Raw genomic sequence first — 25688 nt, 5'->3', positions numbered from 1 at the left:
TCTCCGGAGTACGCATTCGAGGACCAACGCAAATACCATGGCCAAAAAAACGATATTCAAGAGTCTCTATTTTCAAGTGATCGTCGCGATCGTCATTGGCGTGGCTCTCGGCCATTTCTATCCCGAAACCGGCGCGGCGATGAAGCCACTGGGCGACGGTTTCATCAAGCTGATCAAGATGATCATTGCCCCGATTATCTTCTGCACCATCGTCGTCGGCATTGCCGGTATGGAAGACATGAAAAAGGTCGGCAAGACCGGTGGCCTGGCCGTCCTTTACTTCGAGGTGGTGAGCACGATCGCGCTGATCATCGGCCTCGTCGTCGTTAATGTCTGGGCGCCGGGCGTCGGGATGAATGTCGATGTTTCGACGCTCGATACCAAGGGTATTGCCAAATACGCCGAGCCGGGCAAGATGCAGTCCACGGTTGATTTCCTGTTGAACATCATCCCGACCAGCGTCGTCGATGCCTTTGCCAAGGGTGACATGCTGCAGGTGCTGTTTTTCTCGATCCTCTTCGGCTATGCCATGCATGCCTTCGGTGAGCGTGGCAAGCCGGTCTTCGAGTTGATCGAGAAATTGTCCCATGTGCTGTTCGGTATCGTTGGCGTGATCATGAAGGTGGCTCCAGTCGGTGCTTTCGGTGCGATGGCCTACACCATTGGCAAGCACGGTGTCGGTAGCCTGACCCAGTTGGCCAGCCTGATGGGGGCGTTCTACCTGACTTGTCTGATCTTCATTCTTGGCGTGCTGGGTAGTATTGCTGCGGCCCACGGCTTTTCGATCATCAAATTGATCAAGTACATCAAGGAGGAGCTTTTTCTTGTGCTTGGCACTTCGTCTTCGGAGTCCGCATTGCCGCGCCTGATGGCCAAGATGGAAAATGCCGGGGCGCAGAAGTCAGTCGTTGGTCTGGTCGTGCCGACCGGCTATTCCTTCAATCTCGATGGCACCTCGATCTACCTGACCATGGCTGCCGTTTTTATCGCTCAGGCGACCAATACACCGATGGATATCGGACAGCAAATTACCCTGCTGGTCATTTTGTTGCTGACCTCCAAGGGCGCCGCCGGAGTGACAGGCAGTGGTTTTATCGTATTGGCAGCAACGCTGTCGGCCGTAGGCACCGTGCCGGTGGCCGGGTTGGCCCTGATTCTCGGGATCGACCGTTTCATGTCAGAAGCCCGTGCTCTGACTAACTTCATTGGCAATAGCGTTGCTACGCTGGTGGTAGCCAAGTGGTGCAATGCGCTGGATACCAAGCGGATGAATGCTGTCCTCAACAACGAAACTGCAGACGAGGCAGACAATCCGGAACTGGTTCTGGACGATGCTCCGGACATGATCATTCCCCACGTTCCGCGGCCTATCGTCGAGCATCACTGATCGCGAAGATCGTTGCAAAAAGCCGTCGGCTGGTCCGGCGGTTTTTTTATGGGCGACTGGTATGTGGAAAACCACAATACACAGTAGTTATATCTTTCGTAATAATTTCACTCAGCGGAAATTTTATAAATTTCGCTATTCCATATCCGGAGGAGAAAACAATGAAAGTATCCAAGCTTTTGGTTGCCCTGTTTGCCGGCGCGCTGTCGCTGGCCGCCTATGCCCAAGCCCCCATCGTCATCAAGTTCAGCCACGTAGTGGCAGCCGATACGCCGAAAGGCAAGGCTGCCGAAATGTTTGCCAAGAAAGCAGGCGAACTGACCAAGGGCAAGGTCAAGGTCGAGGTCTATGCCAACTCGACGCTGTACAAGGACAAGGAAGAAATGGAAGCGCTGCAGTTGGGCGCAGTTCAGATGCTTGCTCCGTCGCTCGCCAAGTTTGGTCCGCTAGGTGTCAAGGAGTTCGAGGTCTTCGATCTGCCTTTTATCTTCAGCGGCTATGACGACTTACGCAAAGTAACCAACGGTGCAGTTGGCAAGCAGTTGCTGGCCAAGCTTGAGCCCAAGGGTATTCGTGGTCTGGGCTACTGGGACAATGGGTTCAAGTCGTTCTCGCTGAATACGCCGATCAAGACACCGGCTGACCTCAAGGGTAAAAAGTTGCGCATCCAGTCGTCGAAGGTGCTCGAAGAAGAGGTCCGTGCCTTGGGCGGTTTGCCGCAGGTGATGGCGTTCTCCGAGGTCTATCAGGCGCTGCAGACCGGTGTGGTTGACGGTACCGAGAACCCGATTTCGAATCTCTACACCCAGAAGATGCATGAAGTGCAGAAGCATCTGACGCTGACCGAGCACGGTTATCTGGGCTATGCGGTCATTGTTAACAAGAAGTTCTGGGATGGCCTGCCGGCTGACGTTCGGGCGCAATTGACAGACGCCATGGAGCAGGCAACGCGTTACGCCAACCAGATCGCCAAGGTTGAAAACGACGGCGCGCTGGATGCGGTGAAGAAGAGCGGCAAGACGACGGTCTATGCGCCGACGAAGGAAGAGCGCCTGGCTTTCAAGAAGGCGTTGGTGCCGGTCCATCAAAAAATGGAAGGCCGCGTTGGCAAGGAAGTGATCCAGGCGGTTTACAAGGATATCGGTTTCAAGCCGGACAGCCTCTAACCGTAGCTGCAACATGAACGCGGGGGCTACGGCCCCCGCGTCACAACGGGGGAACTCGTCATGATCAACAAGGCGTTGAATCACCTTGAAGAGTTGCTGGTCACCTTCCTGATGGGAGCGGCCACACTCATTATTTTCGTCTCAGTCATGCACCGTTATCTGGCGGGGATGGATATTCCCGGCCTGCAGGACTGGTTGCTGACACTCAATTTCGGCTGGGCTCAGGAGCTCTGCATCATCATGTTTGTCTGGATGGCCAAGTTCGGTGCGGCTTACGGGGTGCGTACCGGTATCCACGTCGGGGTCGATGTGCTGATCAACCGGCTTGACGACAGCGCCCGCGGCAAGGCCATTGTGTTCGGATTGCTGGCCGGCGCCTTGTTTACCGGCATCGTGGCAACGCTGGGCGGTCATTTCGTCTGGGAAAACGGGGCGCATTACGCCATCTTCCAGTTCCTTGGCATCGATACCGGCGACAACTATGAAGGACCGACGACGCCTGATCTCGAATGGCCGACGTGGATCGTTTATAGCGCCATTCCGCTTGGTTCTTCGCTGATGTGCTTCCGATTTCTGCAGGTCTGTGTCTCGTTCATTCGTACTGGCGAATTGCCGCACCATGACCATGGTCATGTCGATGGTCTGGAGGATGAGACGCCACCGGTCGATGTCAATCTTTATGGCATGGATGACAACCTGCACATGCATGACCTCAAGCACCCGATGATTGGCGAGCGCCGTACGGGTGAGGATCGCCGGCGTGGCGAGAGCAGCACGCAGGAAAACGAACGTCGTGCGGCTGAACGCCGCAATGACGGCGACAAAGGAGGTCAGCAATGAACGCCCTGGTGATTTTTGGCCTGCTGGCCGTGCTCATGCTGACCGGCATGCCGATTTCGATTTCGCTTGGCCTGACGGTGCTGACCTTCCTGTTCACGATGACCGAGGTGCCGCTTGAATCGGTGGCGCTCAAACTATTTACCGGCATCGAGAAGTTCGAAATCATGGCGATTCCGTTCTTCATCCTCGCCGGCAATTTCCTGACCCACGGCGGGGTGGCGAAACGGATGATCAATTTCGCCACATCGATGGTCGGTCACTGGTACGGCGGTCTGGGTCTGGCTGGCGTGCTGGCCTGCGCGCTGTTCGCTGCGGTGTCTGGTTCCAGCCCGGCGACGGTCGTAGCGATTGGTTCCATTCTGCTGCCGGCGATGGTCAAGGCGGGGTTCCCGAACAAGTTCGGGGCTGGCGTGATCGCAACTTCCGGGGCGCTTGGCATCCTGATTCCGCCGTCCATCGTCATGGTGATGTACTCGGTGGCGACCAATACCTCGGTTGGTGCCTTGTTCATGGCCGGGGTGATTCCGGGGCTGGCGCTGGCGGCGACGCTGGGCGGTGTTACCTGGTATCGCGCCAAGAAGTTTGATTATCCGCGTCAGCCGAAGGCGACCTGGGGCGAGCGCTGGAAGGCATTCCGCGCCTCAGTCTGGGGCTTGCTGTTGATCGTTGTCGTGATGGGCGGGATTTATTCCGGCATCTTTACGCCAACTGAAGCGGCGGCAATGTCTGCGGTCTACGCCTTTATTTGTGCTGTTTTCATCTACAGGGATCTGGGCTTGAAGGATGTGCCGAAGGTGTTGCTCAATTCGGCCAACATGTCGGCAATGCTGCTCTACATCATCACCAATGCCGTGCTCTTCTCGTTCATCATGACCAACGAGAACATCCCGCAAGCGCTGGCTGACTGGATGCTGGGCAACGGGCTGGGCATCATCACCTTCCTGCTCGCGGTCAACGTGATTCTGCTGCTCGCCGGTAACTTCATGGAGCCGTCTTCCATTGTTTTGATCTTCGCGCCGATTCTCTTCCCGGTGGCGATTGCCCTCGGCATCCATCCGGTGCATTTCGGCATCCTGATGGTGGTGAATATGGAGGTCGGCATGTGCCATCCGCCGGTCGGCTTGAATCTCTATGTCGCGTCGGGAATAACCAAGATGGGCATTACCGAGTTGACCGTAGCCGTCTGGCCGTGGCTGCTCTCCATGCTCTGCTTCCTGATGGTTGTTACCTACTGGCCGGATCTTTCGCTCTGGTTGCCGCGGACAATGGGCATGATTTAAGGCTGGCCTTCCCGTAATTGACAAGCCCCGACCCTGTTCGGGGCTTGTTTTTTTGTGGGGTGGGTGTGGCACAATCCTGTCCCCGGAAAGTCCGTTAGGAAATCATGAAATTCGCACTCTCGATGATCGCGCTGATCGCCATTGCTTTGATTGTTCCCTTTTTGGTTCCGGGGCTGGGGAAACAGGAAGGCGTCGATCCCAATGCCAACCTGCCCTGGCAAATCGAACTCGATGCCCAGGGTGGCAGCTCAGTCTTCGGTCTGCACCCGGGGGGCAGCACCATCGGTGAGGTGCGCCAGAAGTTTGGTAGCGAGATGGACGTGGCGATCGTCGCCGAGCCAAACGAAATGGGTACGCTCGAAGGCTATTACTCGCAGGTGGCGCTTGGTTTTGTTCTGGCCAAGGTGATTGTCACGGTCGACGCGAAAAATGAGCTGATTCTGGAAATGCGTGATCGTGCCCTCAAGGCCAAGCACATGGAAAGCATGACGCGCAAGATCACATTGAGCCCGGATGATCTGGCTGCAATTGAAAAAATGCCGGTCAAGGCGATCAGCGTCATTCCGTCGGTCAATCTTGATGAAGCGACGGTGATCCAGCGTTTTGGGCCGCCGGGCGAACGGCTGGCTGTCTCGGAAAAGCGGGTCCATCTGCTCTATCCCGAAAAGGGACTTGATGTCGTGGTCGATAGCGACGGCAAAGAACTGCTGCAATACGTCGCGCCGCGCAATTTCGCCGAGTTGCGCGAACCGTTGAACAAGCTCGAAGGCGAGAAATCGCCAGCGCAGTGATTCGGGCGTTCGTGTTCTGAATCTGCTAAAATTGCCCGTTTTTCAACTGACTAGCTTTTGCGGAGCAATTAAATGGCTATCGAACTCGCCCTCTCCATCATCAAACCCGACGCTGTTGCCAAGAACGTTATCGGCAAGATTTACTCCCGTTTTGAAACCAATGGTCTGAAGATCGTTGCTTCCAAGATGGTTTGGCTGTCCGAGCAGGAAGCCGGCCAGTTCTACGCTGTGCACAAAGCTCGTCCTTTCTTCAAGGATCTGGTTTCCTTCATGACCTCCGGTCCGGTCATGGTTCAAGTGCTCGAAGGCGAAAACGCCATCGCCAAGAACCGCGAACTGATGGGCGCTACCAACCCGAAGGAAGCTGCTCCGGGCACCATTCGCGCCGACTTTGCTGAATCGATCGACGCCAACGCCGTGCACGGTTCTGACGCTCCGGAAACCGCCGCCGTGGAAGTTGCTTTCTTCTTCCCGGGTCTGAACGTTTACGCTGGTCGCTAATCAATACCGAATGACCGTCAATCTGCTGGATTTCGATGGCGAAAGCCTGACTGCCTGGTTTGCCGAGCAGGGCGAGAAGCCCTTCCGCGCCAGGCAGGTCTTGCGCTGGATCCATCGTTCCGGCGTGGCGGACTTCGATGCCATGACCGACATCGCCAAGAGTCTTCGCGAGAAGCTCAAGGCGAAGGCGGTCGTGGCGCCGCCTGCTGTCGTCTCCGACAAGCTGTCGGACGATGGTACGCGCAAGTTCCTAATCGACGTTGGCAACGGCAACGCCGTCGAAACGGTGTTCATTCCGGAAGACGACCGCGGTACGCTGTGCATCTCGACGCAAGCTGGTTGTGCGCTTGACTGCGCTTTCTGCTCGACTGGCAAGCAAGGTTTCAACCGCAACCTGACGGTGGCAGAAATCATCGGCCAGCTTTGGCAGGCCAATCACGCACTGGGTGCGGTCCACGGCGACGAACGGGTTATTTCCAATGTCGTCCTGATGGGTATGGGCGAGCCGCTCGCCAATTTCGAAAATTCCGTTGCCGCCTTGAAGCTGATGCTCGACGACAACGCTTACGGTTTATCGCGCCGCCGCGTCACCGTGTCCACCTCGGGTCTGGTGCCGGTCATGGATCGTCTGGGCGATGAGTGTCCGGTCGCTCTGGCTGTTTCGCTGCATGCGCCGAACGACAAGCTGCGCGACCAGATCGTGCCGATCAACCAGAAATATCCATTGAAAGAACTGATGGCGGCCTGCCAGCGTTATCTGGACAAGGCGCCGCGTGATTTCATCACCTTCGAGTACATCATGCTCGACGGTATCAATGACAGCGACGCCCACGCCCGCGAACTGCTGGCGCTGGTCAAGCATGTGCATTGCAAGTTCAACCTGATCCCGTTCAACCCCTTCCCGGGCTCACCGTTCAAGCGTTCCCCGGCCGAGCGGGTGCGCCGGTTTGCTGATGTTCTGATGCAGGCCGGAATCGTGACAACGACGCGCAAGACGCGCGGTGACGACATCGATGCCGCCTGTGGCCAGTTGGCCGGGCAAGTGCTGGATAAAACCAAACGCACCGCCGGACGAGTGATTCCCTTAGTGGAGGCAAGATCGTGAAAATCTTTTCGCTGAAAAATCGAATCGCGGGTGTTCTTTTGGGCGCACTCTGTGTTTTGTCCGTTCAGGCTCAATACGATTTCAATCCCTCTGCAACCGGTCAGTCAAAAGGCACAACAGATCCGCGCAATCGAGCCAAGATTCACACCGAGCTCGGTGCCATGTATTTTCAGGCCGGAAATCCGGGGGTTGCGCTGGATGAGTTGCGTATCGCGCTGAGTGCGGACTCCAGTTATTTTCAGGCGTACAGCGTGCGCGGCTTGGTCCGCCTCTCGCTGAAGGAATACGACAAGGCGGAAGACGATTTTCGGCAGGCGTTGAACCTCGCGCCGAACGATCCTGAAGTCAATAACAACTACGGCTGGTATCTCTGTGAAACGGGCAGGGAGCGCCAGTCCATCGCCTATTTTCTCAATGCGCTGAAGAGCCCGTTGTACGAAACGCCGGACAGGGCTTACACCAACGCCGGCACCTGCGCTTTCAAAGCAGGTGATCTCGATGGTGCGCAGGATTACCTGCTCAAAGCCTTGCAGCTTTCACGCGATGGTGCGATGTCGGCTCGCCTGCAACTGGCCAAGATTTTTTACAAGCGCGGCAATTTCGAAGAATCTCGCATTTATTTGGCGGAAGCCTTGAAAATGATGGAGCCGCCAACGGCTGATGCCCTTTGGCTTGGGTTGCGCCTTGAGCGCAAGCAGGGTAACCGCGGGGGTGAAGCGGGCTACGCTTCGCAACTGCGTGGGCGATATCCGACATCGTCGGAGTATCAGGAATTCCTAAAAGGCAATTTTGAATGAGTGAGCAGGTGAATATTCAGGACGGCGTCGCAGAAGAGGTTGTTGTGATGTTCGTGCCCCAAGTCGGCGAGCAATTGCGTGTGGCGCGCGAAGCACGTGGGTTAGAGGTGGCTGATATCGCGCAGACGCTCAAGCTCGGGCCGCGGCAGGTGGAAGCACTTGAGCGCGGCGACTGGAAAAGTTTGCCGGGCAATACCTTCATTCGTGGCTTTGTTCGCAATTATGCCCGCCTGATACAGATTGATCCGGCCCCGCTGATGGCGCAACTCGATGATGTACTGGAAACGCCGGTTAATAACCTCGGCGTATCCGAGATGGCGCCGGCAGCGATGCCACATTCCGGTAGTGCCGGATCCCGGCGCAGCAAGCTGGTTGTGTTGGTTGGGGTAGGTGCTGTCGTTCTGGCTGCCTTGGCATATTTTTTGATGCCAGGCGATCTTTCGTCTTTGCGCGAAAGTACCCAATCGCTGCTCGACTCTTTGGCTCGCAAGGATCCCGAAGTGTCGACGTCGGCGCCAGTTTCACCTGTTGCAGAGCCGGTATTCCCGCCCGGAGCGACGCCGCAACAGGTCATGAATCCGCAGGTGCTCGCGCCGGCTGAACTGCAGGGTCTCCAGTCGGCCCCCCCGGCTCTGCCAGCTAACCCGGATGGGAGAGCGCCCGGAGCGGCGCCAGCTAACGCTCCCCAAATGCGTTTTCTGTTCGAGAAGGATTCCTGGCTTGAGGTTCGCGATCGCGACAACAAGGTCGTGTTTTCCCAGAAGCTGACGGCTGGTACGGAACAATCGCTGTCCGGACAGGGACCGCTCTCGGTCACCATCGGCTACGCGCCGGGCGTCCGTGTCTTCTGGCATGGCGAGGCCGTTGATCTGGCGCCATATACGCGCGGCGACGTGGCTCGTCTGGTTCTGGAGTAAATCGTGAGCGCTGTTGCCAAACGCTTGACCCGGTCGTGTTTCGTCGGCCATGTGAAACTGGGAGGCGATGCCCCGACAGTTATCCAGTCGATGACCAACACCGATACCGCCGACTATCTAGCCACGGCCTTGCAAACGGCCGAACTGGCCCGTGCCGGTTCAGAGTTGGTGCGCATCACGGTGAATTCGCCGGAGGCAGCCGCTGCAGTGCCGAAAATCCGCGAGCACCTTGACCGGATGAACTGTAATGTGCCGCTGATCGGTGATTTTCATTACAACGGCCACCGCTTGCTGACCGAGCATCCGGCCTGCGCCGAGGCGCTGGCCAAGTACCGGATCAACCCGGGCAACGTTGGTTTCGGCAAGAAAAAGGACGAACAGTTCGCCCAGATGGTTGAACTGGCCTGCAAGTACGACAAGCCGGTCCGCATTGGCGTCAATTGGGGCAGTCTCGATCAGGAACTGCTGGCTCGAATAATGGATGAAAATTCCGGTCGACCGCAGCCTTTGGATGCGACCGAGATCATGCGCCACGCGATGGTCACATCGGCCCTCGAGTCCGCAGCCAAAGCCGAGGAAGTTGGCTTGCCCGGCGAAAAGATCATTCTGTCCTGCAAGGTCTCCAGCGTTCAGGACCTGATCGCCATTTATCGCGAGCTTTCGAAGCGCGCCGACTACGCGCTGCACCTCGGTTTGACCGAAGCGGGCATGGGTTCGAAGGGAATTGTCGCGTCGACCGCCGCGCTCTCCGTTTTGTTGCAGGAGGGCATCGGCGACACCATTCGTATTTCGTTAACCCCGGAACCCGGTGGTTCGCGTACCCAGGAAGTCATCGTTGGCCAGGAAATCCTGCAAACGATGGGCCTGCGTGCCTTTACCCCGATGGTTGCGGCTTGTCCCGGCTGCGGTCGGACGACCAGTACGCTATTTCAGGAACTGGCCGGCGAAGTCCAGGATTTCGTGCGTGCCAAGATGCCGGAATGGAAGCTGCGCTACGACGGGGCCGAGAACATGACTCTGGCTGTGATGGGTTGCATCGTCAATGGCCCCGGCGAATCGAAGCACGCCAATATCGGAATTTCCCTGCCGGGGACCGGCGAGGCCCCATCGGCACCAGTTTACGAGGATGGCCAGAAGACCGTCACCCTCAAGGGGGACAACATCGCCAACGAATTCAAGCAAATCATCGAGCGCTATGTCGAGCGCACCTACACCAAGAAACTGAAGTCATGAGTCAAACATTGCAAGCAGTCCGCGGGATGAACGACATCCTGCCGGACGAAGCCGCATTCTGGGAACTGTTCGAGGACACCATCCGGTCGTGGCTCAAAAGCTACGGCTATCGCCCGATTCGCATGCCCATCGTCGAGCCGACACCGCTTTTCAAGCGCGCCATCGGCGAAGTTACCGATATCGTCGAAAAGGAAATGTACTCCTTCATCGATGGTTTGAACGGTGAAGCTCTGACCCTGCGTCCCGAAGGTACGGCTGGTTGTGTGCGTGCCGTCATCGAGCACAATCTGGCAGCCCGCCAGACCCAGCGGCTCTACTACATCGGTCAGATGTTTCGCCACGAGCGTCCACAAAAGGGGCGTTATCGCCAGTTTCATCAGGTTGGTGTCGAAGCCTTCGGTATGACCGGCCCGGACATCGATGCCGAAATGATCCTGATGGGTGCACGTTTGTGGAACGACCTCGGGCTGGATGGTATTGAACTGCAGCTCAACAGCCTCGGTCAGTCCGACGAGCGGGCCCAACATCGCGCCGCCTTGATTACCTACTTCGAGGAAAACGCCGAGTTGCTTGACGAGGACGCCAAGCGTCGCCTGCACACCAATCCACTGCGCATTCTCGATACCAAAAATCCGGCCATGCAGGAGCTGTGCGCCGCTGCGCCGAAGCTGATTGACTACCTGGGTGCCGAGTCGCTGGCTCACTTCGAAGGCGTGCAGCGCGTTTTGCGTGATGCAGGCGTCCCCTTCTCGATCAATCCGCGTCTGGTCCGCGGTCTGGACTATTACAACCTGACGGTTTTCGAATGGGTGACCGACAAACTGGGTGCCCAGGGTACGGTTTGCGCTGGTGGCCGTTACGACGGCTTGGTCGAGCAACTCGGCGGCAAGCCAACGCCAGCCTGTGGTTTTGCCATGGGTATCGAACGCCTGATCGCATTGATCAAGGATTCCGGTGGCGAGCCGACAGCCCCTGCGCCGGATGTCTACCTGGTCCATCAGGGCGAAGAGGCGGCTCGCCTTGCCTTCCGTGTCGCTGAAGGCTTGCGTGATCAAGGCGTCGATGTGCTCCAGCATTGCGGTGGTGGAAGCTTCAAGTCGCAGATGAAAAAAGCCGATGGCAGCGGCGCGACTTTCGCGGTGATTATTGGCGATGACGAAGCGTCTAGCGGAGAAGTCCAGTTGAAGTCGCTACGTCAGGCTGGCATCGAACAACGTAAACTGAAAGTCGATGAACTGGCAGAAGCCATCATCGATCAAATTATTGATTCGGACGAAGAGGAATAAGCAGCATGGCGCATTACGACCTCGAAGAACAGGAACAGATCGATACCCTGAAAACCTGGTGGAAGATGTACGGCAACCTCGTGACGAGCGTGGTTGTTGCTGCTTCGCTGGGGGTTATCGGATGGCAAGGTTGGAACTGGTATCAGCGCGGGCAGTCGGCGCAAGCTGCAGCCATCTATGGCGTACTGGAGCAGGCGACAGCCATCGGTGATGTCCAGAAGGTCAAAGCGGCAGCAGGTGAACTGGCCGAGAAATTCGGCAGCACCAGCTATGCCTCCCTAGGTGCAATGCTGGCTGGCAAGCAGTCGTTTGAGGCAGGTGACCTGAAGACGGCGAAGACCCAGTTTGGCTGGGTGGCCGAAAATGGCAAGGACGAAATCAGGGATCTGGCTCGTCTGCGGCTGGCTGCCGTCCAAGTTGACGAGCAAGCCTACGACGATGCGCTCAAGCAGCTCGAAGCCGCTCATGCACCAGCTTTTGAGGCACGCTTTCAGGAATTGAAGGGCGACGTGCTTTCAGCTCAAGGCAAAAAAGCTGAAGCGCGGACGGCCTACAAGGCAGCACTGGAAAAAATGACCGGCAAGCAGGGCGCCGGTCGCGAATTGCTGCAACAGAAACTCGACAATCTGGGTGAGGCCGTCTGATGTCACGTCAACTTGCTGCCCTGTTCGCCGTCGCCGGCCTTCTCCTTGGCGGTTGCGCGACCGTGTCGGATACGATCGATTCGATCAATCCGTTTGCCAGTGCCGGCCCGAAAATGGCTCCGTTGGGGCCGTTTACCGCAACAGCCGAAGTTCGTACGACGTGGTCTGTCAGTGTTGGCAAGGCCGGCGACTATACCTTCACGCCAGCCGTGGTCGGTAGCGTTGCTTATGTGGCCAGTCGGAGCGGCACGGTTTCCAAATTGGAAGACGGCAAGCTCGTTTGGAAAGTCGAAGCCGGCCAGCCCCTGTCGGCTGGCGTAGGCGCAAATAGCCGCTTGCTGGTCGTTGGTACTTCGAAGGGTGATGTACTAGCCTTCTCGGCCGAAGATGGCAAAGCGCTTTGGCAGTCCAAGGTTTCGAGTGAGGTGCTTGCCGCCCCAGTCATCGGTGATGATGGCGTCGCGGTGAAGAGCGGTGACAACCGCATTCATCTGCTTGATGCTGGCGACGGTGGGCGCAAATGGGTCTATCAACGGTCGACGCCTTCTTTGTCCGTGCGCAGTGCTGGCTCGCCAGTGTTTGCTGACCGCTATATCTTTGTCGGATACCCCGGCGGCAAGCTTGTCGCCCTGGCGGTACAAAATGGTGCTCCGGTTTGGGAAGGCGCGGTTGCCTTGCCCAAGGGCGCTACCGAACTTGACCGGGTGGCTGATATCGTTGCGCCGCCTGTCGTTGATGGCCGTCAGATCTGCGCGGTCGCTTTTCAGGGGCGCGTGGCTTGTTTCGATATGGGGCAAGGCGGGGCATTGATATGGTCACGTGACTTGTCATCCGTGGCTGGATTGGCGATGGATAGCCGTTATCTGTTCGTCGCAGACGACAAGGGTGTCGTCTATGCACTGGACCGTCAGTCCGGCAGCAGCCTGTGGAAACAGGACAAACTCAAAAACCGGCGACTCTCCGCGCCTGTTGTGCAGCGCGGTCTGGTCGCCGTGGCGGACGCTGAAGGCATTGTTCACTTCCTTTCCCGTGACGATGGCAGCTTTGCCGCGCGCCAGAAAACCGATGGCACGCCGGTTCGCGCGCCACTTCAGATGCTCGGTAATGCCGTTCTGGTTCAGACCACGGGTGGCAGCGTGAGCGCAATAGAGGCTCAATGAAACCTACGCTCGTTCTGGTCGGCCGACCCAATGTCGGCAAATCCACGCTGTTCAACCGCCTGACCAAGTCGCGAGACGCTATCGTCGCCGATCTCCCTGGGCTGACTCGCGACCGTCACTATGGCCATGGAAAACTGGGGAAGAAGCCCCATCTGGTGGTCGATACGGGCGGTTTTGAACCGCTGGTCAAGGAAGGCATTCTGCACGAAATGGCTCGCCAGACGGAACAGGCGATTGCCGAAGCCGACGCCATCATTTTTGTCGTCGATGGTCGCGCTGGCCTGACGCCACACGACAAGGAAATCGCCAACAAACTGCGCCGCGTCGACTGCCCGGTCATTGTTGCGGTCAACAAGGCCGAAGGCATGAATTCCGGCATGGTCGAGGCGGAGTTCCATGAACTTGGCCTCGGCGAGCCCAATGCCATCTCGTCGGCCCATGGCGAAGGGGTGCGTGGTCTGGTCGAACTGGCACTCGAAAGTTTTCCCGAGCCCGAAGATGATGAATGGCACTCCGACGCGATTCGCGTTGCCATCGTCGGGCGTCCCAATGTTGGAAAGTCGACCCTGATCAACACTTTGCTCGGTGAAGAGCGGGTCATCGCCTTTGATGCACCGGGAACGACGCGCGACTCGATTGAAATCGATTTCGAGCGAGGCGGCCGAAAATATGTGCTGATTGATACAGCAGGGATGCGCAAGCGCGGCAAGGTTTTTGAATCGATCGAGAAATTTTCGGTGGTCAAGACTCTGCAAGCCATCGAGGACGCCAATGTCGTCATCCTGATGGTCGACGCCCAAGCCGATGTGTCCGACCAGGATGCCCATATTGCCGATTTTATCGTCCAGTCCGGTAAGGCACTGGTCGTTGCAGTCAATAAATGGGATGGTCTCGATTCCTACGTTCGTGAACAGACTCGCCTGATCCTGCAACGCAAGTTGCAATTCCTCAATTTTGCCAAGTTCCATTTCATTTCAGCGCGCGACAATATCGGCCTGGAATCGCTCTTCCGCTCGGTTGACTCAGCCTATGCCGCAGCGATGGCCAAAATGACCACCCCGCGCCTGACCCGTGTCCTGATTGATGCTGTCGCCAAGCAGGCGCCGGCCAAGCATGGCCTGTTCCGGCCCAAGCCGCGCTATGCTCACCAAGGGGGGTCGAATCCGCCGATCATCGTCATTCACGGCAATGCGGTCGACAAGATCACGGACAGTTATCGACGTTTCCTCGAGCATACTTTTCGTGAAGCCTTCAAATTGCAGGGAACCCCGTTGCGCATCCAGTGCGTAAGCGCAAAAAATCCGTTCGCCGACAAAGACAAGAAATAAACTGCAAAATCTTTGGCAGCACTTTATAAATTTGGGTACATTAGGACCCTCATAACAATTACATGGAGTCCACACCATGAGTAACAAAGGGCAACTTTTACAAGACCCCTTCCTCAACGCTCTTCGTCGTGAGCATGTTCCTGTCTCAATTTACCTGGTGAACGGGATCAAACTGCAGGGCCAGGTTGAATCGTTTGATCAGTACGTTGTGCTGCTCAAGAACACCGTTACCCAGATGGTGTACAAACATGCCATCTCAACGGTGGTTCCGGCCCGTCCGGTCAACCTCCAGCAGGAACAGGCTGCGGAATAATCGAATCCTGTCCAGCGACCCGCCGTTATGGTGGGTTTGCGCTTCTCCTTCCCGGAAACGCCCATGATTGAACGACCCGCCGCCGGTGAACGTGCGGTGATCGTTCAACTTGATTTTGGCCAGCCTGATCTCGAAGATCAACTGGACGAAGTTCGTTTGCTGGCCGAGTCGGCTGGTGGCGTGGTTGTTTCTGAAGTATTTGGCAAGCGCCAGAGCCCCGATCCCAAGACGTTTGCCGGCAAAGGCAAGGTTGACGAAATCGGATCGATGGTTGCGGCGGGTGAGGCGGATCTGGTGATTTTTAATCATGAGCTTTCCCCCGCGCAGGAGCGCAATCTAGAGAGGGAGCTTAAATGCCGTGTGATCGACCGAACCAGTCTGATACTCGATATTTTTGCTTTGCGTGCTACCAGTGCGGAGGGCAAGCTGCAGGTAGAACTGGCTCAACTTGAACATTTGTCTACGCGCCTGGTGCGTGGCTGGACTCACCTCGAGCGGCAGCGTGGTGGTATTGGTATGCGTGGTCCAGGCGAAAAGCAACTGGAAACAGACCGCCGCTTGCTTGGCAACCGCGTCAAGTTGTTGAAGGACAGGCTTGGGAAGCTCTCAAGGCAACGAGGCGTTCAGCGTAAAGCGCGGATGCGCGGTGATGTCCTGAATGTTTCTCTGGTCGGTTACACCAATGCAGGAAAGTCCACGTTATTCAACGCGCTTACCCATGCCGGCGTATTTGCGGCCGACCAGCTATTTGCTACGCTCGATACAACTTCGCGCAAACTGTGGATCCAAGGTGCCGGAAATATCGTGATATCCGATACTGTTGGCTTTATTCGTGACCTGCCTCATTCTTTGGTTGATGCCTTCCATGCAACCTTGGAAGTGGCAACGCATGCGGATTTGCTGTTGCATGTGGTGGATAGTGCCAGTCACGCTCGTGACGAGCAGATCGACGAAGTCAACAAGGTGCTCAGGGAAATTGGTGCCGACCGAGTCAGGCAATTGATTGTCTGGAACAAGATAGACCTGACAGAAGCCGTGCCGGGCATCGAGCGGGGCGAGTATGATAATATCGCGCGCGTTCGAGTTAGTGCGCGTACAGGAGAAGGCGTGGATTTGTTGCGTGAATCCTTGGCCGAATATGCCCGAGCGAAAGCAGAAGCCCGTCAGAAGGCGATTGCTGAAGCTGAAGATGAAGCAAAACACGATTACATTGACTGAATTCCCAACACCCATGATTCCGACCCTAGGTATTTTTATGTCGCTCAATGATCCCCAGTGGGGTAATCGCGGTGGCAGTGATGGCGATAAATCCAACGGCAGCGGCCCTCGCCGACCCAATGACGGTCCGCCGGATCTGGAAGAACTCTGGCGCGATTTCAACCGCAAGCTGACTGGCATGTTTGGCAAAAAGGGCGGTGGAGGCGGCAATGGCGGCGGTGATGGCCCTCGTATGCCGAATATCGACTTCAATCCGAAATTCATCGGTGGTGGCGTCGGATTGCTCGTCGGTTTGGTGGCTATTGTCTGGCTGGCGTCGGGCTTCTACATCGTTGATGCCTCGCAGCGTGGTCTTGTGCTCCAGTTCGGCAGCTTCAAGGAAGCGACTGATCCTGGTCTGCGCTGGCGCTTACCGTACCCGATCCAGTCACATGAACTGGTAAACCTGACCGGGGTACGCACCATTGAAATTGGCTACCGTGGAAGCGAACGCAACAAGGTGCTGAAGGAAGCACTGATGCTGACTGATGACGAAAACATCGTGAACATCCAGTTTGCTGTCCAGTACATCCTGAAAGATCCTGTTGAGTATTTGTTCAACAACCGCTCGACGGATGAGGCGGTGATGGGGGCCGCTGAAACAGCGGTTCGCGAAATCGTCGGCAAGAGCAAAATGGACTACGTGCTCTATGAAGGTCGCGAGCAGATTGCTACCCAGGCAGCGAAGCTGATGCAGGATATTCTGGACCGCTATCAAAGTGGCATCATGATTTCAAAGGTGACCATGCAGAATGCGCAGCCTCCCGAACAGGTTCAGGCTGCTTTCGATGATGCCGTGAAGGCAGGGCAGGATCGGGAGCGCCAGAAAAATGAAGGCCAGGCCTACGCCAACGACGTGATTCCAAAGGCCAAGGGTACGGCAGCGAGGCTGCTTGAAGAGGCGAATGGTTACAAACAGCGAGTCATTTCGTCGGCCGAGGGTGATGCATCCCGCTTCAAGCAGGTGCTGACCGAGTATGCCAAGGCACCGGAGGTGACGCGTCAACGCATGTATCTGGAAACCATGCAGCAGATTTACGCCAACACTAGCAAGGTGATGGTGGACACCAAGGGGCAGGGTAACCTTCTATATCTGCCGCTTGACAAGCTGATGCAGGCGGCCAGTACCGCAACAGCTGCCCAGGCTGCACCGGAGGCTTCCATCGCGCCGTCGACGGCCAGGCCGGCTACGCCGTTGTCGGCCGACGCACCGCCACAGCTTGAAAATGCGCCGAAGGTCGGTGGTGGTTCGTATTCTTCAAGTTCGCGCGATGGTTCGCTGCGTTCGCGTGATCGGGAGGGGCGTTGATGAGTCCGCGTATCAATTTTTTGGGTGCTGTTCTCGCCACAGTACTGGTGGTTATGGCCATGTCGATTTTTACCGTCGATCAGCGCCAGTACGCTGTGGTTTTTCAACTGGGTGAGGTAAAGCGGGCCATCAGTGAGCCGGGACTCTATTTCAAGATTCCTATGGTCCAGAATGTCCGTTATTTCGAAAAGCGCATCATCACGCTGGATAACGCAGAGCCGGAGCGTTTCATTACCTCCGAAAAGAAGAACGTGCTGGTCGATTCTTACATCAAGTGGCGCATTGTCGATCCGCAGCTTTATTACATATCGGTGGGCGGTGATGAGTCGCGCGCCAAGACCCGTCTGAATCAGACGGTCAACGCTGGTCTGCGTGAGGAATTCGGCAAGCGTACCGTGCATGATGTGGTTTCGGGTGAGCGCGACAAGATCATGAATCAGATGCGCGAGAAAGCGGACACCGATGCACGCAAGATTGGTGTTCAGATTGTTGACGTTCGGGTTAAGCGCGTGGAGCTACCGACTGAGGTCAGCGAAGCCGTTTATCGTCGAATGGAAGCAGAGCGCAAACGGGTTGCCAATGAATTGCGTTCGGAAGGCTCCGCCGAGGCTGAAAAAATCCGCGCTGATGCCGATCGCCAGCGTGAAATCATCGTTGCTGATGCGTATCGCGATGCGCAGAAAATCAAGGGTGAGGGGGACGCCAAGGCCACTAATACCTATGGTCAGGCGTTTGGCCAGAACCCCGAGTTCTACGCGTTTTATCGCAGCCTTGAAGCTTATCGCGGCAGCTTCAAGAACAAGAGCGATTTGCTGGTGATCGAACCCAGCTCGGATTTCTTCAAATACATGAAGAATGGTGGGCGTGGGGCAGACAAAGGCAAATGACCTCGACGCTGCTGATGGCCTTCGCGCTGATGCTGGTGCTCGAAGGCCTCATGCCCTTTATTGCCCCGGCGGCCTGGCGTGAAACCTTCCGTCGCCTTGTTCAATTTTCGGATGGGCAAATTCGCTTCGTTGGCCTGACGTCGATGCTGATTGGCCTGATCCTCCTGATTGTTTTCTCATGAACTGGCTGTTACCTGAATACCTTGCCGATGCGCTGCCAGCTGAAGCGGCGCGCATTGAGAACCTGCGTCGAACCGTCCTTGATCATTTTCGCGGCCGTGGTTACGAACTGGTCATGCCGCCGATGCTGGAGTATCTGGAATCGCTGCTGACCGGTGCCGGTCAGGATTTGAAATTGCGGACATTCAAGCTGGTCGATCAGCTTTCAGGCCGGACCATGGGCGTTCGCGCCGATATAACGCCGCAGGCTGCGCGCATCGATGCGCATCTGCTCAATCATCAAGGCGTTACCCGGCTGAGTTATTGTGGAAGCGTGTTGCATACGCTGCCAGCGACAATTTCAGCTGGTCGCGAGCCGGTGCAGATTGGTGCTGAACTCTACGGCTATAGCGGGATTGAGGCCGACCTTGACGTTATTCGTCTGATGGCTGGTGCTTTCGAGTGCGTAAAACTGCCGATCAGTCGTATTGATCTTGGTCACGTTGGTATCTTCCAGGCGCTGGCTGAGGCCGCTGGATTGCCGCAGGAAGCCGAGGATACCGTCCTCAGTCTGCTTCAGGCCAAGGATGTGCCGGGTCTGGAAGAGGCTTGCGTTAATGTGCCGTCACCATACCGTGAAGCACTGCTCCGCCTGCCGCAGCTCTATGGTGGGGCCGAAGTTCTGGCGCGGGCGGCGGCAGAGTTACCCGCCTTGCCGGCCATTTCGGCTGCCCTCGATGGCTTGCGGCATCTGTTGGCCTGTGCGCCTGACTTGCCTTTCTCGATTGATCTTTCAGACCTGCGCGGTTACCACTATCACAACGGTGTTGTGTTCGCTGCATATTGTCCGGGCTACCCCGCGGCGATCGCCATGGGCGGCCGCTACGATGGCGCTGGCAAGGCCTTTGGTCGCGCTCGTCCGGCCACAGGCTTTTCGATGGATTTACGCGAAGTGGCGCGTCTGGCCCCCACAGGCAAGTTGCACGGTGCAATTCTGGCGCCGCATGCCGGACATGATGCGCGTCTCGCCGCCCATGTCGCCGCGCTGCGCGAACAGGGCGAAATTGTTGTCCAGTTGCTGCCAGGCGAAACGGCCTGTGAGGGCCCGGTCTGCGACCGAAAACTGGCACTGGTTGGCGAACACTGGATTATTGAAGCAATACAAGAGGACTAAAAAATGGCAAAGAATGTCATCGTGGTGGGTACGCAATGGGGCGACGAGGGTAAAGGCAAGATCGTCGACTGGTTGACCGATCACGCCAAGGGGGTCGTACGTTTTCAGGGCGGCCACAATGCCGGTCATACGCTCGTGGTTGGTGAACAGGTTTACAAGCTCAATCTGGTGCCTTCAGGCATCGTGCGTGATGGCGTCGAATGCTATATCGGCAATGGCGTCGTGCTGGATATTCATCATCTGCTCTCGGAGATCGCCGAGCTGGAAAAGGGCGGTATTGACGTTCGCTCGCGCCTGAAAATCAGCCCGGGATGCCCGCTGATCCTGCCCTACCACTCAGCCATTGACCAAGCTCGCGAAGGCGCCAAGTCGGATGACAAGAAGATTGGCACGACCGGCAAGGGTATTGGCCCGACTTATGAGGACAAGGTTTCCCGCCGTGGTCTGCGCGTCTATGACCTATTCCATCCTGAACGTTTTGCCGAAAAACTGAAGGAAGTTCTGGAATATCACAATTTCGTTCTGACTCAGTATTTCAAGGCGCCAGCCGTTGATTTTCAGATGGTTTACGATCAGGCAATGGCCGATGCCGAGCAGATCCGGCCGATGGTGACCGACGTTTCTGCGGCGCTTTACGCCGCCAACAAGGCCGGTTCCAACCTGCTGTTCGAAGGCGCGCAGGGTACCTTGCTCGACATCGACCATGGTACTTATCCTTTTGTTACCTCGTCGAACTGTGTTGCTGGCCAAGCTGCAGCGGGTTCGGGCATCGGCCCGGGCATGCTGCATTACGTGCTGGGCATTACCAAGGCCTACTGTACTCGTGTCGGTGGTGGTCCCTTCCCCAGTGAGCTGGATATCGAGACCGAAGGCGTGCCGGGTTACCAGATGTCGCAGGTTGGTCGTGAGTTTGGCACTGTTACCGGTCGCAAGCGTCGTTGTGGTTGGTTCGATGCCGCGGCTCTGCGTCGTTCGGGCCGTATCAACGGTCTGACCGGGCTATGCATCACAAAACTGGATGTGCTCGATGGTCTTAAGGAACTGAGTATCTGTACCGGCTACAAGCTGGATGGCCAGATTATCGACCTGCTGCCCATCGGTGCTGATGAGGTGGCCCGTTGCGAGCCGATCTACGAAACAATGCCGGGCTGGAGTGCGACCACTTTCGGCGTCAAGCGCTGGGAAGACCTGCCTGCTGAGGCACGCGCCTACCTCAATCGTCTGGAAGTGCTGTGCGAAGTGCCGATCGCCATCGTGTCGACCGGTCCGGAGCGCGATGAAACCATCCTCAAGCAACACCCGTTCAATAATTGAGCGAAAGCCGGATTGCTGCGGTCAACGGGCCTTTGGGGCCCGTTTTCGTTTTTATTGTGCCGGTACAGCTTGCCAGCCTTCGGGGCAGGCGTTGGTGTACGGATAGTATTGACCGGACGAACCGCAGTAGTACCAAGTGCCGTAGTTGGCGCTGGGCATCGGGCGGGGTGGGGCGCTGTAGACCGGTGCCGGAGCGTAGTTGTTCTGGGATGCTACGGCAGCGCCAATGGCCAGACCAGTGATGGCCAGTATGGCGGCCGGGCCAACCCAGCCTGGACCGGATCGGTGGCCATGGTGACCGTAGCCATGGCCACCATGATGGCGGCCCCAGTCGGCCTGCGCAGGAGTGGTGGCGGTCATGACCAGTGTGGCAGCGAGAAACAGGGCAGCAATTTTTTTCATGGTTCGGCTCGTATTTGTCGTTTCGATAACCAAAATAACGCGATATCTGGCCGAGCGATGACCGGTGCTGTGTACCCAAGTGTTAGCAATTGTTACGGCAGTGCTGTGAGGCATCTGCTATGAGACAATGCATTCGCAATTGGCAATCGGCCGTGTTGGCCGGTTACCGAAGCCCGGCGGCAGAAATGAAAAAAGGCCTTGTTTTAGCAAGGCCTTCTATCAAAATCGCTGGTGCCCAGGAAGGGACTCGAACCCCCACGGAGTTACCCGCTAGTACCTGAAACTAGTGCGTCTACCAATTCCGCCACCTGGGCACAGGTGCGAAGAGCCGCCATTATAGAGAAAGAAGAACTGATGTCAAGAAAAAAACTATCAAAAATTCGTCGTGCCGATCCCTTCTTTGAGCGTGAATTGGCGCGCTACGAATTCCCGTTGCCTTCGCGTGAGTATGTTTCGCAGGTGCTGGCTGACGAAGGTCGGCCTGTCGAATTCAATGAACTGACTGAGTTGCTGGATATCACCAACACTGAACGCGAGATGTTCCAGCGTCGCCTGGGAGCGATGGAGCGTGAGGGGCAGTTGATGCGCAACCGCAAGGGTGCCTACATCCTGCCCGAGCGGGCCAGCCTGACGCCGGGGCGTATCCAGGGGCATCCGGATGGCTATGGTTTCCTGATTCCGGATGATGGCAGTGCCGATATTTTTCTCGATCAACACCAGATGGGGAAGGTTCTGCATGGCGACAGGGCGTTGGTCCGGGTTACCGGCATAGACCGCAAGGGGCGTCCCGAGGGCGGCATTGTCGAAGTGACCGAGCGGGTCAATACGCGAATTGTTGGCCGGGTTTTAGTTGAGCATGGCGTTGTCGTCGTGGCGCCGGAAAACAAGCGTATTTCGCAGGACATCTTGGTGCCACCCCAGCCGAAGGCCAAGAACAAGCCGCAGTCCGGCCAGGTGGTGATGGTAGAGATCATCGAGCAGCCGAGCAAATTCTCGCAGCCGATAGGAAAGATCATCGAGGTGCTGGGCAATTATGCCGATCCGGGCATGGAGATCGAGATTGCCCTGCGCAAGCACGATTTGCCCTTCGAGTTTTCGAAGGCGGCGCTTGAGGAAAACAAATCACTCCCGGACAAGGTAACCAAGGCCGACCTCAAAGGGCGAGTCGATTTGCGCGACATTGCGCTGGTTACCATCGATGGTGAGACGGCACGCGATTTCGACGATGCCGTATATTGCGAGAAAAAGAGCCGCGGCTGGCGCTTGGTTGTGGCGATTGCCGATGTGTCGCATTACGTCAAGCCGGGCATGGCGCTTGATCGCGAGGCGGTGGAGCGGGGCAACTCGGTCTATTTTCCGCGTCGGGTGATTCCGATGCTGCCCGAGAAGCTGTCGAACGGCATCTGTTCGCTCAATCCGGATGTCGAGCGGATGGCCATGGTTTGTGACATGGAAATCAGTTCTACCGGCAAGATCGGCAAATACAAATTCTATCCGGCGGTGTTCAAATCGCACGCCCGTTTGACTTACAACCTCGTCTGGTCCTGGCTGTCCGGTGAAAAAAAGCCGGAAACCGACGTCCATCACAGCGTTTTGCCGCATGTGCAGAATCTCTACAAACTGTTCGCCGCCTTGCACAAGGCGCGTGGACAGCGCGGGGCGATCGATTTCGAGACGACCGAAACTCAAATGCTGTTCAACGAGCAGGGCAAGATCGAGAACATCGTGCCGGTGGTGCGCAACGATGCGCACAGGATTATTGAAGAGTGCATGCTGGCCGCCAACGTCTGTGCTTCCGACTTCCTCGCCGAACACAAGCAGACCTGCCTGTACCGGATCCACGCTGCGCCGTCGGAGGAAAAGCTGGCCAATCTGCGGGCCTTCCTCGGCGAATTCGGCTTGGCGCTTGGTGGCGGCGATGATCCTCAGGCCAAGGATTACGCCATCCTGCTCGAAAAGGTCAAGCTGCGGCCTGACTTTCAGTTGCTGCAGACTGTGATGTTGCGTTCGTTGCGCCAGGCGATGTATAGCCCGGACAATGTCGGCCACTTCGGCCTGGCCTACGAGCATTACACCCACTTCACCTCGCCGATCCGGCGTTACCCCGACCTGCTGGTGCATCGCGCCATCAAGGCAGTACTGGCCGGTGAAACCTATACACCGGACCGTTCCTGGGACGACATCGGCCTGCAATGTTCAAGTACCGAACGGCGGGCTGATGAGGCGACGCGGGATGTCGAGAACTGGCTGAAGACCTTCTTCATGAAGGAGCGCATTGGCGAGGAGTTTGACGGAACGATTTCCGGGGTAACCGCCTTTGGCATTTTCGTGGCGCTCGATACGGTTTATATCGAAGGTCTGGTGCATGTTTCCGAACTGGGGGCCGATTACTTCCAGTTTGACAACATCAAGCACCAGATGCTGGGCGAACGGACGGGGCAGCGCTTCCGTCTAGGCGACCGGGTGCGGGTCAAACTGGTGCGCGCCGACCTCGAGTCGAACCGGATCGATTTTGTTCTGGCGGGTAGCGAGAAGGCCTATGCCGGGAAAAGAACGGTGCCGAAGATCGCCGTCAAGCCGGTGAGTCAGCCGCCTGTGGCCAAGGCGGTCACCGCCAGGGCGCCGGTTGCCAAGGCACCGGCGAAATCGGATAAACCAGCAGCCAAGCCGATTGTCAAAAAAACAACGGCCAAAAAAACCGCAAAGCCGGCGGCCAAGGGCGTAGCTAGACCTGCTGCCAAAAAGCCGGTTGCCAAAAAATCGGCCGCACCACGCAGCAAGACCGCTGCTGCCAAGCCGGTTAAAAAAGCGGCTCCAAAAAAGCGCTGACCGGCGCTGTCGCGCTCAGTGGTGGGTCGGGTCTAGAAGATCCGCTGCCTTGAGCACGATGGCGGCGACATGTTCCTCATCGAGCCCGGGCAATTGTTCGGCCAGCCATTCCAGTGATACACCAGGGATGAGATTTTTGGCGGCGGCGATATCGGCCGGCAATGCGGGATCGTCGGGGCCGCTGCTGATATGGCGAGCGGTGTCGACACAAAGACGGGACAGGTTGGCACGGGTGTTGTCGATGCCGCGGATCAGTTGCGTCAGGAGTGACGGCAGGTGCCAGATCAGGGCGCATTTGAGCGTCAGATCCTTGAAGCGGAAGCCGCAGGTGTCGACCTGGGCCTGCAGCGACCGCGGCGAGCGACCGGAATGCAGGGCCTCAAGTGCGGCCAGAGGCAACTCTTCGGCGAAGGACCAGAGCAGTAGCTCGCCGATTTCGGAAAGCAGGGCGGCCATCGCCACTTCGTCGGGCGAAATGTCGGCGCGCGCCGCTCCCCAGCGCAGGGCCAATCGGCTGGCCAGATGGGCGCGGGCTTCGCATTCGGCGAGCCCGAGGTTCGATTCATCGGTTTCCGGGCAGGCGAGCATCAACTCGTGTACGGCGTCGGTCCCCAGTTGCATGACGGTGCCAAGCGGGTTGGTGGTTTCGTGTCCGAGGCGCTGGGCGCGATGATTTTCCGCTTCGCGTAATAGGCGCAGGCAAAGGAAGGGGTCGGCGGCGGCGATGTCGGCCAGGTCGCAGGCGGCCAGTCGCTCGCCCTTCTCGGCTTCAAGTTCGAGCAGGCGCGCTTTTGAGCGCGGCATACAGGGTAGTTCCTGGCTGCTGAGGTAGGCCGCCCACTGATCAACTCCCCAATGTTTCTGGTGTTCCGTCAGCAAGAGATTCCCCCGTTGTTTCGCTGCTGGATTTTATGCTTAAAATTAAAAATTACGGTATCAACAAGTCGATATGCAACGGTAGAATAGCGTTTTCTAATACTTTCGGAATAGGGATGACGAAGCAGCGGGTGGTTTCCATTCCTCGCATGGCGGGCGCGGCTGTCGATGATTTGTCCGAAAGTACGGCCTACTGGCTGTCGACTGGCGAGTTGCCGGCTGAGTTGATTACTGGTCACAAACTGATCGACTCCGAGCACCATTTCCTGATTTCCGCCATCGCCAACTTGCGCCGGGTATGCCTCGATCACATCAATCTGAAGGATTGCACAGGCTGCGGTCATGAGCGGCAACAGCATTGCGAGGCTGAGGTGATTGCCATGCTTGGCGATGTTTTCGCTTTTATCCTGGATCATTTCAAGACTGAAGAAATGGTCATGCGTGACTCGCTGCTGTTGATGGTCGACCGCGACGTTTGCGAGGCGCACATGGAAGACCATGCGGCGATTTCTTCGACCGTGCAGCAAATTGTTTCTTCGCTCGACTCCCGACATATCGTTTCGCGAATCCGCGAACTGGATGCCTTGCTCACCCGTTGGGAGACCAATCACATCGCGCTACATGACCTGATCCTGTCGCGCTGGATTTCCCGCGAAGATTCGCTGCTCAAGGATTGGTAAGGCTGCGCTGAATCTTCGGCCGGTGGCGCCGGCGCGGTAAAATTCGCCTTCCA

At 57.1% G+C, this 25688-nt stretch carries 25 protein-coding genes and 1 tRNA gene; 23 read left to right on the top strand and 3 right to left on the bottom strand.

The annotated features are described in order from the left end of the window. The first annotated feature begins 37 nt into the window (after positions 1 to 37). From AC07TV_RS07230 to AC07TV_RS07130, 21 genes are all read left to right on the top strand, one after another. Entirely contained in the window at positions 38 to 1387 is a 1350-nt protein-coding gene (locus tag AC07TV_RS07230) for a dicarboxylate/amino acid:cation symporter (protein ID WP_494647721.1), read from the top strand. Positions 1388 to 1548: 161 nt separating this feature from the next. Further along, positions 1549 to 2553 carry a TRAP transporter substrate-binding protein gene (locus AC07TV_RS07225; protein ID WP_494647720.1) on the top strand — a complete coding sequence of 335 codons (1005 nt, stop codon included), beginning with the start codon at positions 1549 to 1551 and terminating at the stop codon, positions 2551 to 2553. 60 nt (positions 2554 to 2613) lie between these two features. Then, entirely contained in the window at positions 2614 to 3393 is a 780-nt protein-coding gene (locus tag AC07TV_RS07220; protein WP_494647719.1) for a TRAP transporter small permease, read from the top strand. Next, positions 3390 to 4673 (top strand): TRAP transporter large permease, encoded by a 1284-nt coding sequence (locus AC07TV_RS07215; RefSeq protein ID WP_494647718.1) that lies wholly within the window; start codon positions 3390 to 3392, stop codon positions 4671 to 4673. The genes AC07TV_RS07220 and AC07TV_RS07215 overlap by 4 nt, the downstream gene beginning before the upstream one ends. Positions 4674 to 4777: 104 nt before the next feature. After that, positions 4778 to 5464, top strand: a complete 687-nt coding sequence (locus tag AC07TV_RS07210) for a hypothetical protein (RefSeq protein WP_494647717.1) — start codon at positions 4778 to 4780, stop codon at positions 5462 to 5464. A gap of 72 nt (positions 5465 to 5536) precedes the next feature. After that, on the top strand, positions 5537 to 5965 hold the full coding sequence (gene ndk, locus AC07TV_RS07205) for a nucleoside-diphosphate kinase (protein WP_117608283.1): 429 nt from the start codon (positions 5537 to 5539) through the stop codon (positions 5963 to 5965). A 10-nt stretch (positions 5966 to 5975) separates the two neighbouring features. Beyond that, positions 5976 to 7070, top strand: coding sequence for a dual-specificity RNA methyltransferase RlmN (gene rlmN / locus AC07TV_RS07200; protein WP_494647716.1), 1095 nt, complete (start codon positions 5976 to 5978; stop codon positions 7068 to 7070). Next, positions 7067 to 7867 (top strand): type IV pilus biogenesis/stability protein PilW, encoded by an 801-nt coding sequence (pilW, locus tag AC07TV_RS07195; protein ID WP_494647715.1) that lies wholly within the window; start codon positions 7067 to 7069, stop codon positions 7865 to 7867. The genes rlmN and pilW overlap by 4 nt, the downstream gene beginning before the upstream one ends. Then, the gene (locus AC07TV_RS07190) at positions 7864 to 8784 is read left to right on the top strand and encodes a helix-turn-helix domain-containing protein (protein ID WP_494647714.1); all 921 of its coding nucleotides are present in this window, start codon (positions 7864 to 7866) and stop codon (positions 8782 to 8784) included. The genes pilW and AC07TV_RS07190 overlap by 4 nt, the downstream gene beginning before the upstream one ends. A 3-nt stretch (positions 8785 to 8787) precedes the next feature. Beyond that, complete coding sequence (ispG, locus tag AC07TV_RS07185; RefSeq protein WP_494647713.1) at positions 8788 to 10017, top strand: flavodoxin-dependent (E)-4-hydroxy-3-methylbut-2-enyl-diphosphate synthase; 1230 nt, start codon at positions 8788 to 8790, stop codon at positions 10015 to 10017. Next, positions 10014 to 11303 (top strand): histidine--tRNA ligase, encoded by a 1290-nt coding sequence (gene hisS, locus AC07TV_RS07180; RefSeq protein WP_494647712.1) that lies wholly within the window; start codon positions 10014 to 10016, stop codon positions 11301 to 11303. The genes ispG and hisS overlap by 4 nt, the downstream gene beginning before the upstream one ends. A gap of 5 nt (positions 11304 to 11308) precedes the next feature. Next, positions 11309 to 11947: a YfgM family protein gene (locus tag AC07TV_RS07175; protein ID WP_494647711.1), complete on the top strand. Its 639-nt coding sequence runs from the start codon at positions 11309 to 11311 to the stop codon at positions 11945 to 11947. Continuing rightward, positions 11947 to 13107, top strand: a complete 1161-nt coding sequence (gene bamB, locus AC07TV_RS07170) for an outer membrane protein assembly factor BamB (RefSeq protein WP_494647710.1) — start codon at positions 11947 to 11949, stop codon at positions 13105 to 13107. The genes AC07TV_RS07175 and bamB overlap by 1 nt, the downstream gene beginning before the upstream one ends. After that, positions 13104 to 14435 (top strand): ribosome biogenesis GTPase Der, encoded by a 1332-nt coding sequence (gene der, locus AC07TV_RS07165; RefSeq protein WP_494647709.1) that lies wholly within the window; start codon positions 13104 to 13106, stop codon positions 14433 to 14435. Before bamB ends, der begins: the two co-directional genes overlap by 4 nt. A 76-nt stretch (positions 14436 to 14511) precedes the next feature. Continuing rightward, positions 14512 to 14748, top strand: a complete 237-nt coding sequence (gene hfq / locus AC07TV_RS07160; RefSeq protein ID WP_011288708.1) for an RNA chaperone Hfq — start codon at positions 14512 to 14514, stop codon at positions 14746 to 14748. 63 nt (positions 14749 to 14811) lie between these two features. After that, positions 14812 to 15966: a GTPase HflX gene (hflX, locus tag AC07TV_RS07155; RefSeq protein ID WP_494647708.1), complete on the top strand. Its 1155-nt coding sequence runs from the start codon at positions 14812 to 14814 to the stop codon at positions 15964 to 15966. A 37-nt stretch (positions 15967 to 16003) separates the two neighbouring features. Then, on the top strand, positions 16004 to 17314 hold the full coding sequence (gene hflK, locus AC07TV_RS07150; protein WP_494647754.1) for an FtsH protease activity modulator HflK: 1311 nt from the start codon (positions 16004 to 16006) through the stop codon (positions 17312 to 17314). Beyond that, positions 17314 to 18201, top strand: coding sequence for a protease modulator HflC (hflC, locus tag AC07TV_RS07145; RefSeq protein WP_494647707.1), 888 nt, complete (start codon positions 17314 to 17316; stop codon positions 18199 to 18201). Before hflK ends, hflC begins: the two co-directional genes overlap by 1 nt. Continuing rightward, positions 18198 to 18383, top strand: coding sequence for a DUF2065 domain-containing protein (locus AC07TV_RS07140; RefSeq protein ID WP_226400677.1), 186 nt, complete (start codon positions 18198 to 18200; stop codon positions 18381 to 18383). Before hflC ends, AC07TV_RS07140 begins: the two co-directional genes overlap by 4 nt. Further along, positions 18380 to 19534, top strand: coding sequence for an ATP phosphoribosyltransferase regulatory subunit (locus tag AC07TV_RS07135; protein WP_494647706.1), 1155 nt, complete (start codon positions 18380 to 18382; stop codon positions 19532 to 19534). Before AC07TV_RS07140 ends, AC07TV_RS07135 begins: the two co-directional genes overlap by 4 nt. Before the next feature lie 3 nt (positions 19535 to 19537). After that, positions 19538 to 20848, top strand: a complete 1311-nt coding sequence (locus tag AC07TV_RS07130) for an adenylosuccinate synthase (protein ID WP_494647705.1) — start codon at positions 19538 to 19540, stop codon at positions 20846 to 20848. Positions 20849 to 20899: 51 nt separating this feature from the next. On the opposite strand, the gene AC07TV_RS07125 is transcribed toward AC07TV_RS07130, so the two are convergent. Together AC07TV_RS07125 and AC07TV_RS07120 are read right to left on the bottom strand one after the other, a co-directional pair. Then, positions 20900 to 21250, bottom strand: coding sequence for a hypothetical protein (locus tag AC07TV_RS07125; protein ID WP_494647704.1), 351 nt, complete (start codon positions 21248 to 21250; stop codon positions 20900 to 20902). A gap of 229 nt (positions 21251 to 21479) precedes the next feature. Continuing rightward, a tRNA-Leu gene (locus AC07TV_RS07120) sits at positions 21480 to 21564 on the bottom strand. A 40-nt stretch (positions 21565 to 21604) separates the two neighbouring features. On the opposite strand from AC07TV_RS07120, the gene rnr reads away from it, so the two are divergent. After that, positions 21605 to 24079 (top strand): ribonuclease R, encoded by a 2475-nt coding sequence (rnr, locus tag AC07TV_RS07115; RefSeq protein WP_494647703.1) that lies wholly within the window; start codon positions 21605 to 21607, stop codon positions 24077 to 24079. 15 nt (positions 24080 to 24094) lie between these two features. Here the strand turns inward: rnr and AC07TV_RS07110 are convergent, their stop codons facing one another. Continuing rightward, complete coding sequence (locus AC07TV_RS07110) at positions 24095 to 24883, bottom strand: HDOD domain-containing protein (RefSeq protein WP_494647702.1); 789 nt, start codon at positions 24881 to 24883, stop codon at positions 24095 to 24097. Positions 24884 to 25071: 188 nt separating this feature from the next. Between AC07TV_RS07110 and AC07TV_RS07105 the strand changes: the two genes are divergently transcribed. Next, on the top strand, positions 25072 to 25635 hold the full coding sequence (locus AC07TV_RS07105) for a hypothetical protein (protein WP_494647701.1): 564 nt from the start codon (positions 25072 to 25074) through the stop codon (positions 25633 to 25635). The last annotated feature ends 53 nt before the right edge of the window (positions 25636 to 25688 follow it).

This window comes from Azonexus sp. GW821-FHT04F04 (assembly GCF_059420025.1).
The sequence above is the reverse complement of the archived record's forward strand: the minus strand, read 5'-3'. Positions and strand labels throughout refer to the sequence as shown.

Excerpts from the sequence above, each read along its gene's own strand:
- AC07TV_RS07125 (WP_494647704.1), bottom strand. The coding sequence starts at position 21,250 with ATGAAAAAAATTGCTGCCCTGTTTCTCGCTGCCACACTGGTCATGACC.
- hflC (WP_494647707.1), top strand. The coding sequence starts at position 17,314 with ATGAGTCCGCGTATCAATTTTTTGGGTGCTGTTCTCGCCACAGTACTG.
- AC07TV_RS07210 (WP_494647717.1), top strand. The coding sequence starts at position 4,778 with ATGAAATTCGCACTCTCGATGATCGCGCTGATCGCCATTGCTTTGATT.
- AC07TV_RS07175 (WP_494647711.1), top strand. The coding sequence starts at position 11,309 with ATGGCGCATTACGACCTCGAAGAACAGGAACAGATCGATACCCTGAAA.
- hisS (WP_494647712.1), top strand. The coding sequence starts at position 10,014 with ATGAGTCAAACATTGCAAGCAGTCCGCGGGATGAACGACATCCTGCCG.
- rlmN (WP_494647716.1), top strand. The coding sequence starts at position 5,976 with ATGACCGTCAATCTGCTGGATTTCGATGGCGAAAGCCTGACTGCCTGG.
- AC07TV_RS07230 (WP_494647721.1), top strand. The coding sequence starts at position 38 with ATGGCCAAAAAAACGATATTCAAGAGTCTCTATTTTCAAGTGATCGTC.
- bamB (WP_494647710.1), top strand. The coding sequence starts at position 11,947 with ATGTCACGTCAACTTGCTGCCCTGTTCGCCGTCGCCGGCCTTCTCCTT.
- rnr (WP_494647703.1), top strand. The coding sequence starts at position 21,605 with ATGTCAAGAAAAAAACTATCAAAAATTCGTCGTGCCGATCCCTTCTTT.
- hflX (WP_494647708.1), top strand. The coding sequence starts at position 14,812 with ATGATTGAACGACCCGCCGCCGGTGAACGTGCGGTGATCGTTCAACTT.
- AC07TV_RS07140 (WP_226400677.1), top strand. The coding sequence starts at position 18,198 with ATGACCTCGACGCTGCTGATGGCCTTCGCGCTGATGCTGGTGCTCGAA.
- AC07TV_RS07190 (WP_494647714.1), top strand. The coding sequence starts at position 7,864 with ATGAGTGAGCAGGTGAATATTCAGGACGGCGTCGCAGAAGAGGTTGTT.
- AC07TV_RS07225 (WP_494647720.1), top strand. The coding sequence starts at position 1,549 with ATGAAAGTATCCAAGCTTTTGGTTGCCCTGTTTGCCGGCGCGCTGTCG.
- AC07TV_RS07105 (WP_494647701.1), top strand. The coding sequence starts at position 25,072 with ATGACGAAGCAGCGGGTGGTTTCCATTCCTCGCATGGCGGGCGCGGCT.
- AC07TV_RS07110 (WP_494647702.1), bottom strand. The coding sequence starts at position 24,883 with ATGCCGCGCTCAAAAGCGCGCCTGCTCGAACTTGAAGCCGAGAAGGGC.
- hflK (WP_494647754.1), top strand. The coding sequence starts at position 16,004 with ATGTCGCTCAATGATCCCCAGTGGGGTAATCGCGGTGGCAGTGATGGC.
- AC07TV_RS07130 (WP_494647705.1), top strand. The coding sequence starts at position 19,538 with ATGGCAAAGAATGTCATCGTGGTGGGTACGCAATGGGGCGACGAGGGT.
- AC07TV_RS07215 (WP_494647718.1), top strand. The coding sequence starts at position 3,390 with ATGAACGCCCTGGTGATTTTTGGCCTGCTGGCCGTGCTCATGCTGACC.
- hfq (WP_011288708.1), top strand. The coding sequence starts at position 14,512 with ATGAGTAACAAAGGGCAACTTTTACAAGACCCCTTCCTCAACGCTCTT.
- ndk (WP_117608283.1), top strand. The coding sequence starts at position 5,537 with ATGGCTATCGAACTCGCCCTCTCCATCATCAAACCCGACGCTGTTGCC.
- AC07TV_RS07135 (WP_494647706.1), top strand. The coding sequence starts at position 18,380 with ATGAACTGGCTGTTACCTGAATACCTTGCCGATGCGCTGCCAGCTGAA.
- AC07TV_RS07220 (WP_494647719.1), top strand. The coding sequence starts at position 2,614 with ATGATCAACAAGGCGTTGAATCACCTTGAAGAGTTGCTGGTCACCTTC.
- der (WP_494647709.1), top strand. The coding sequence starts at position 13,104 with ATGAAACCTACGCTCGTTCTGGTCGGCCGACCCAATGTCGGCAAATCC.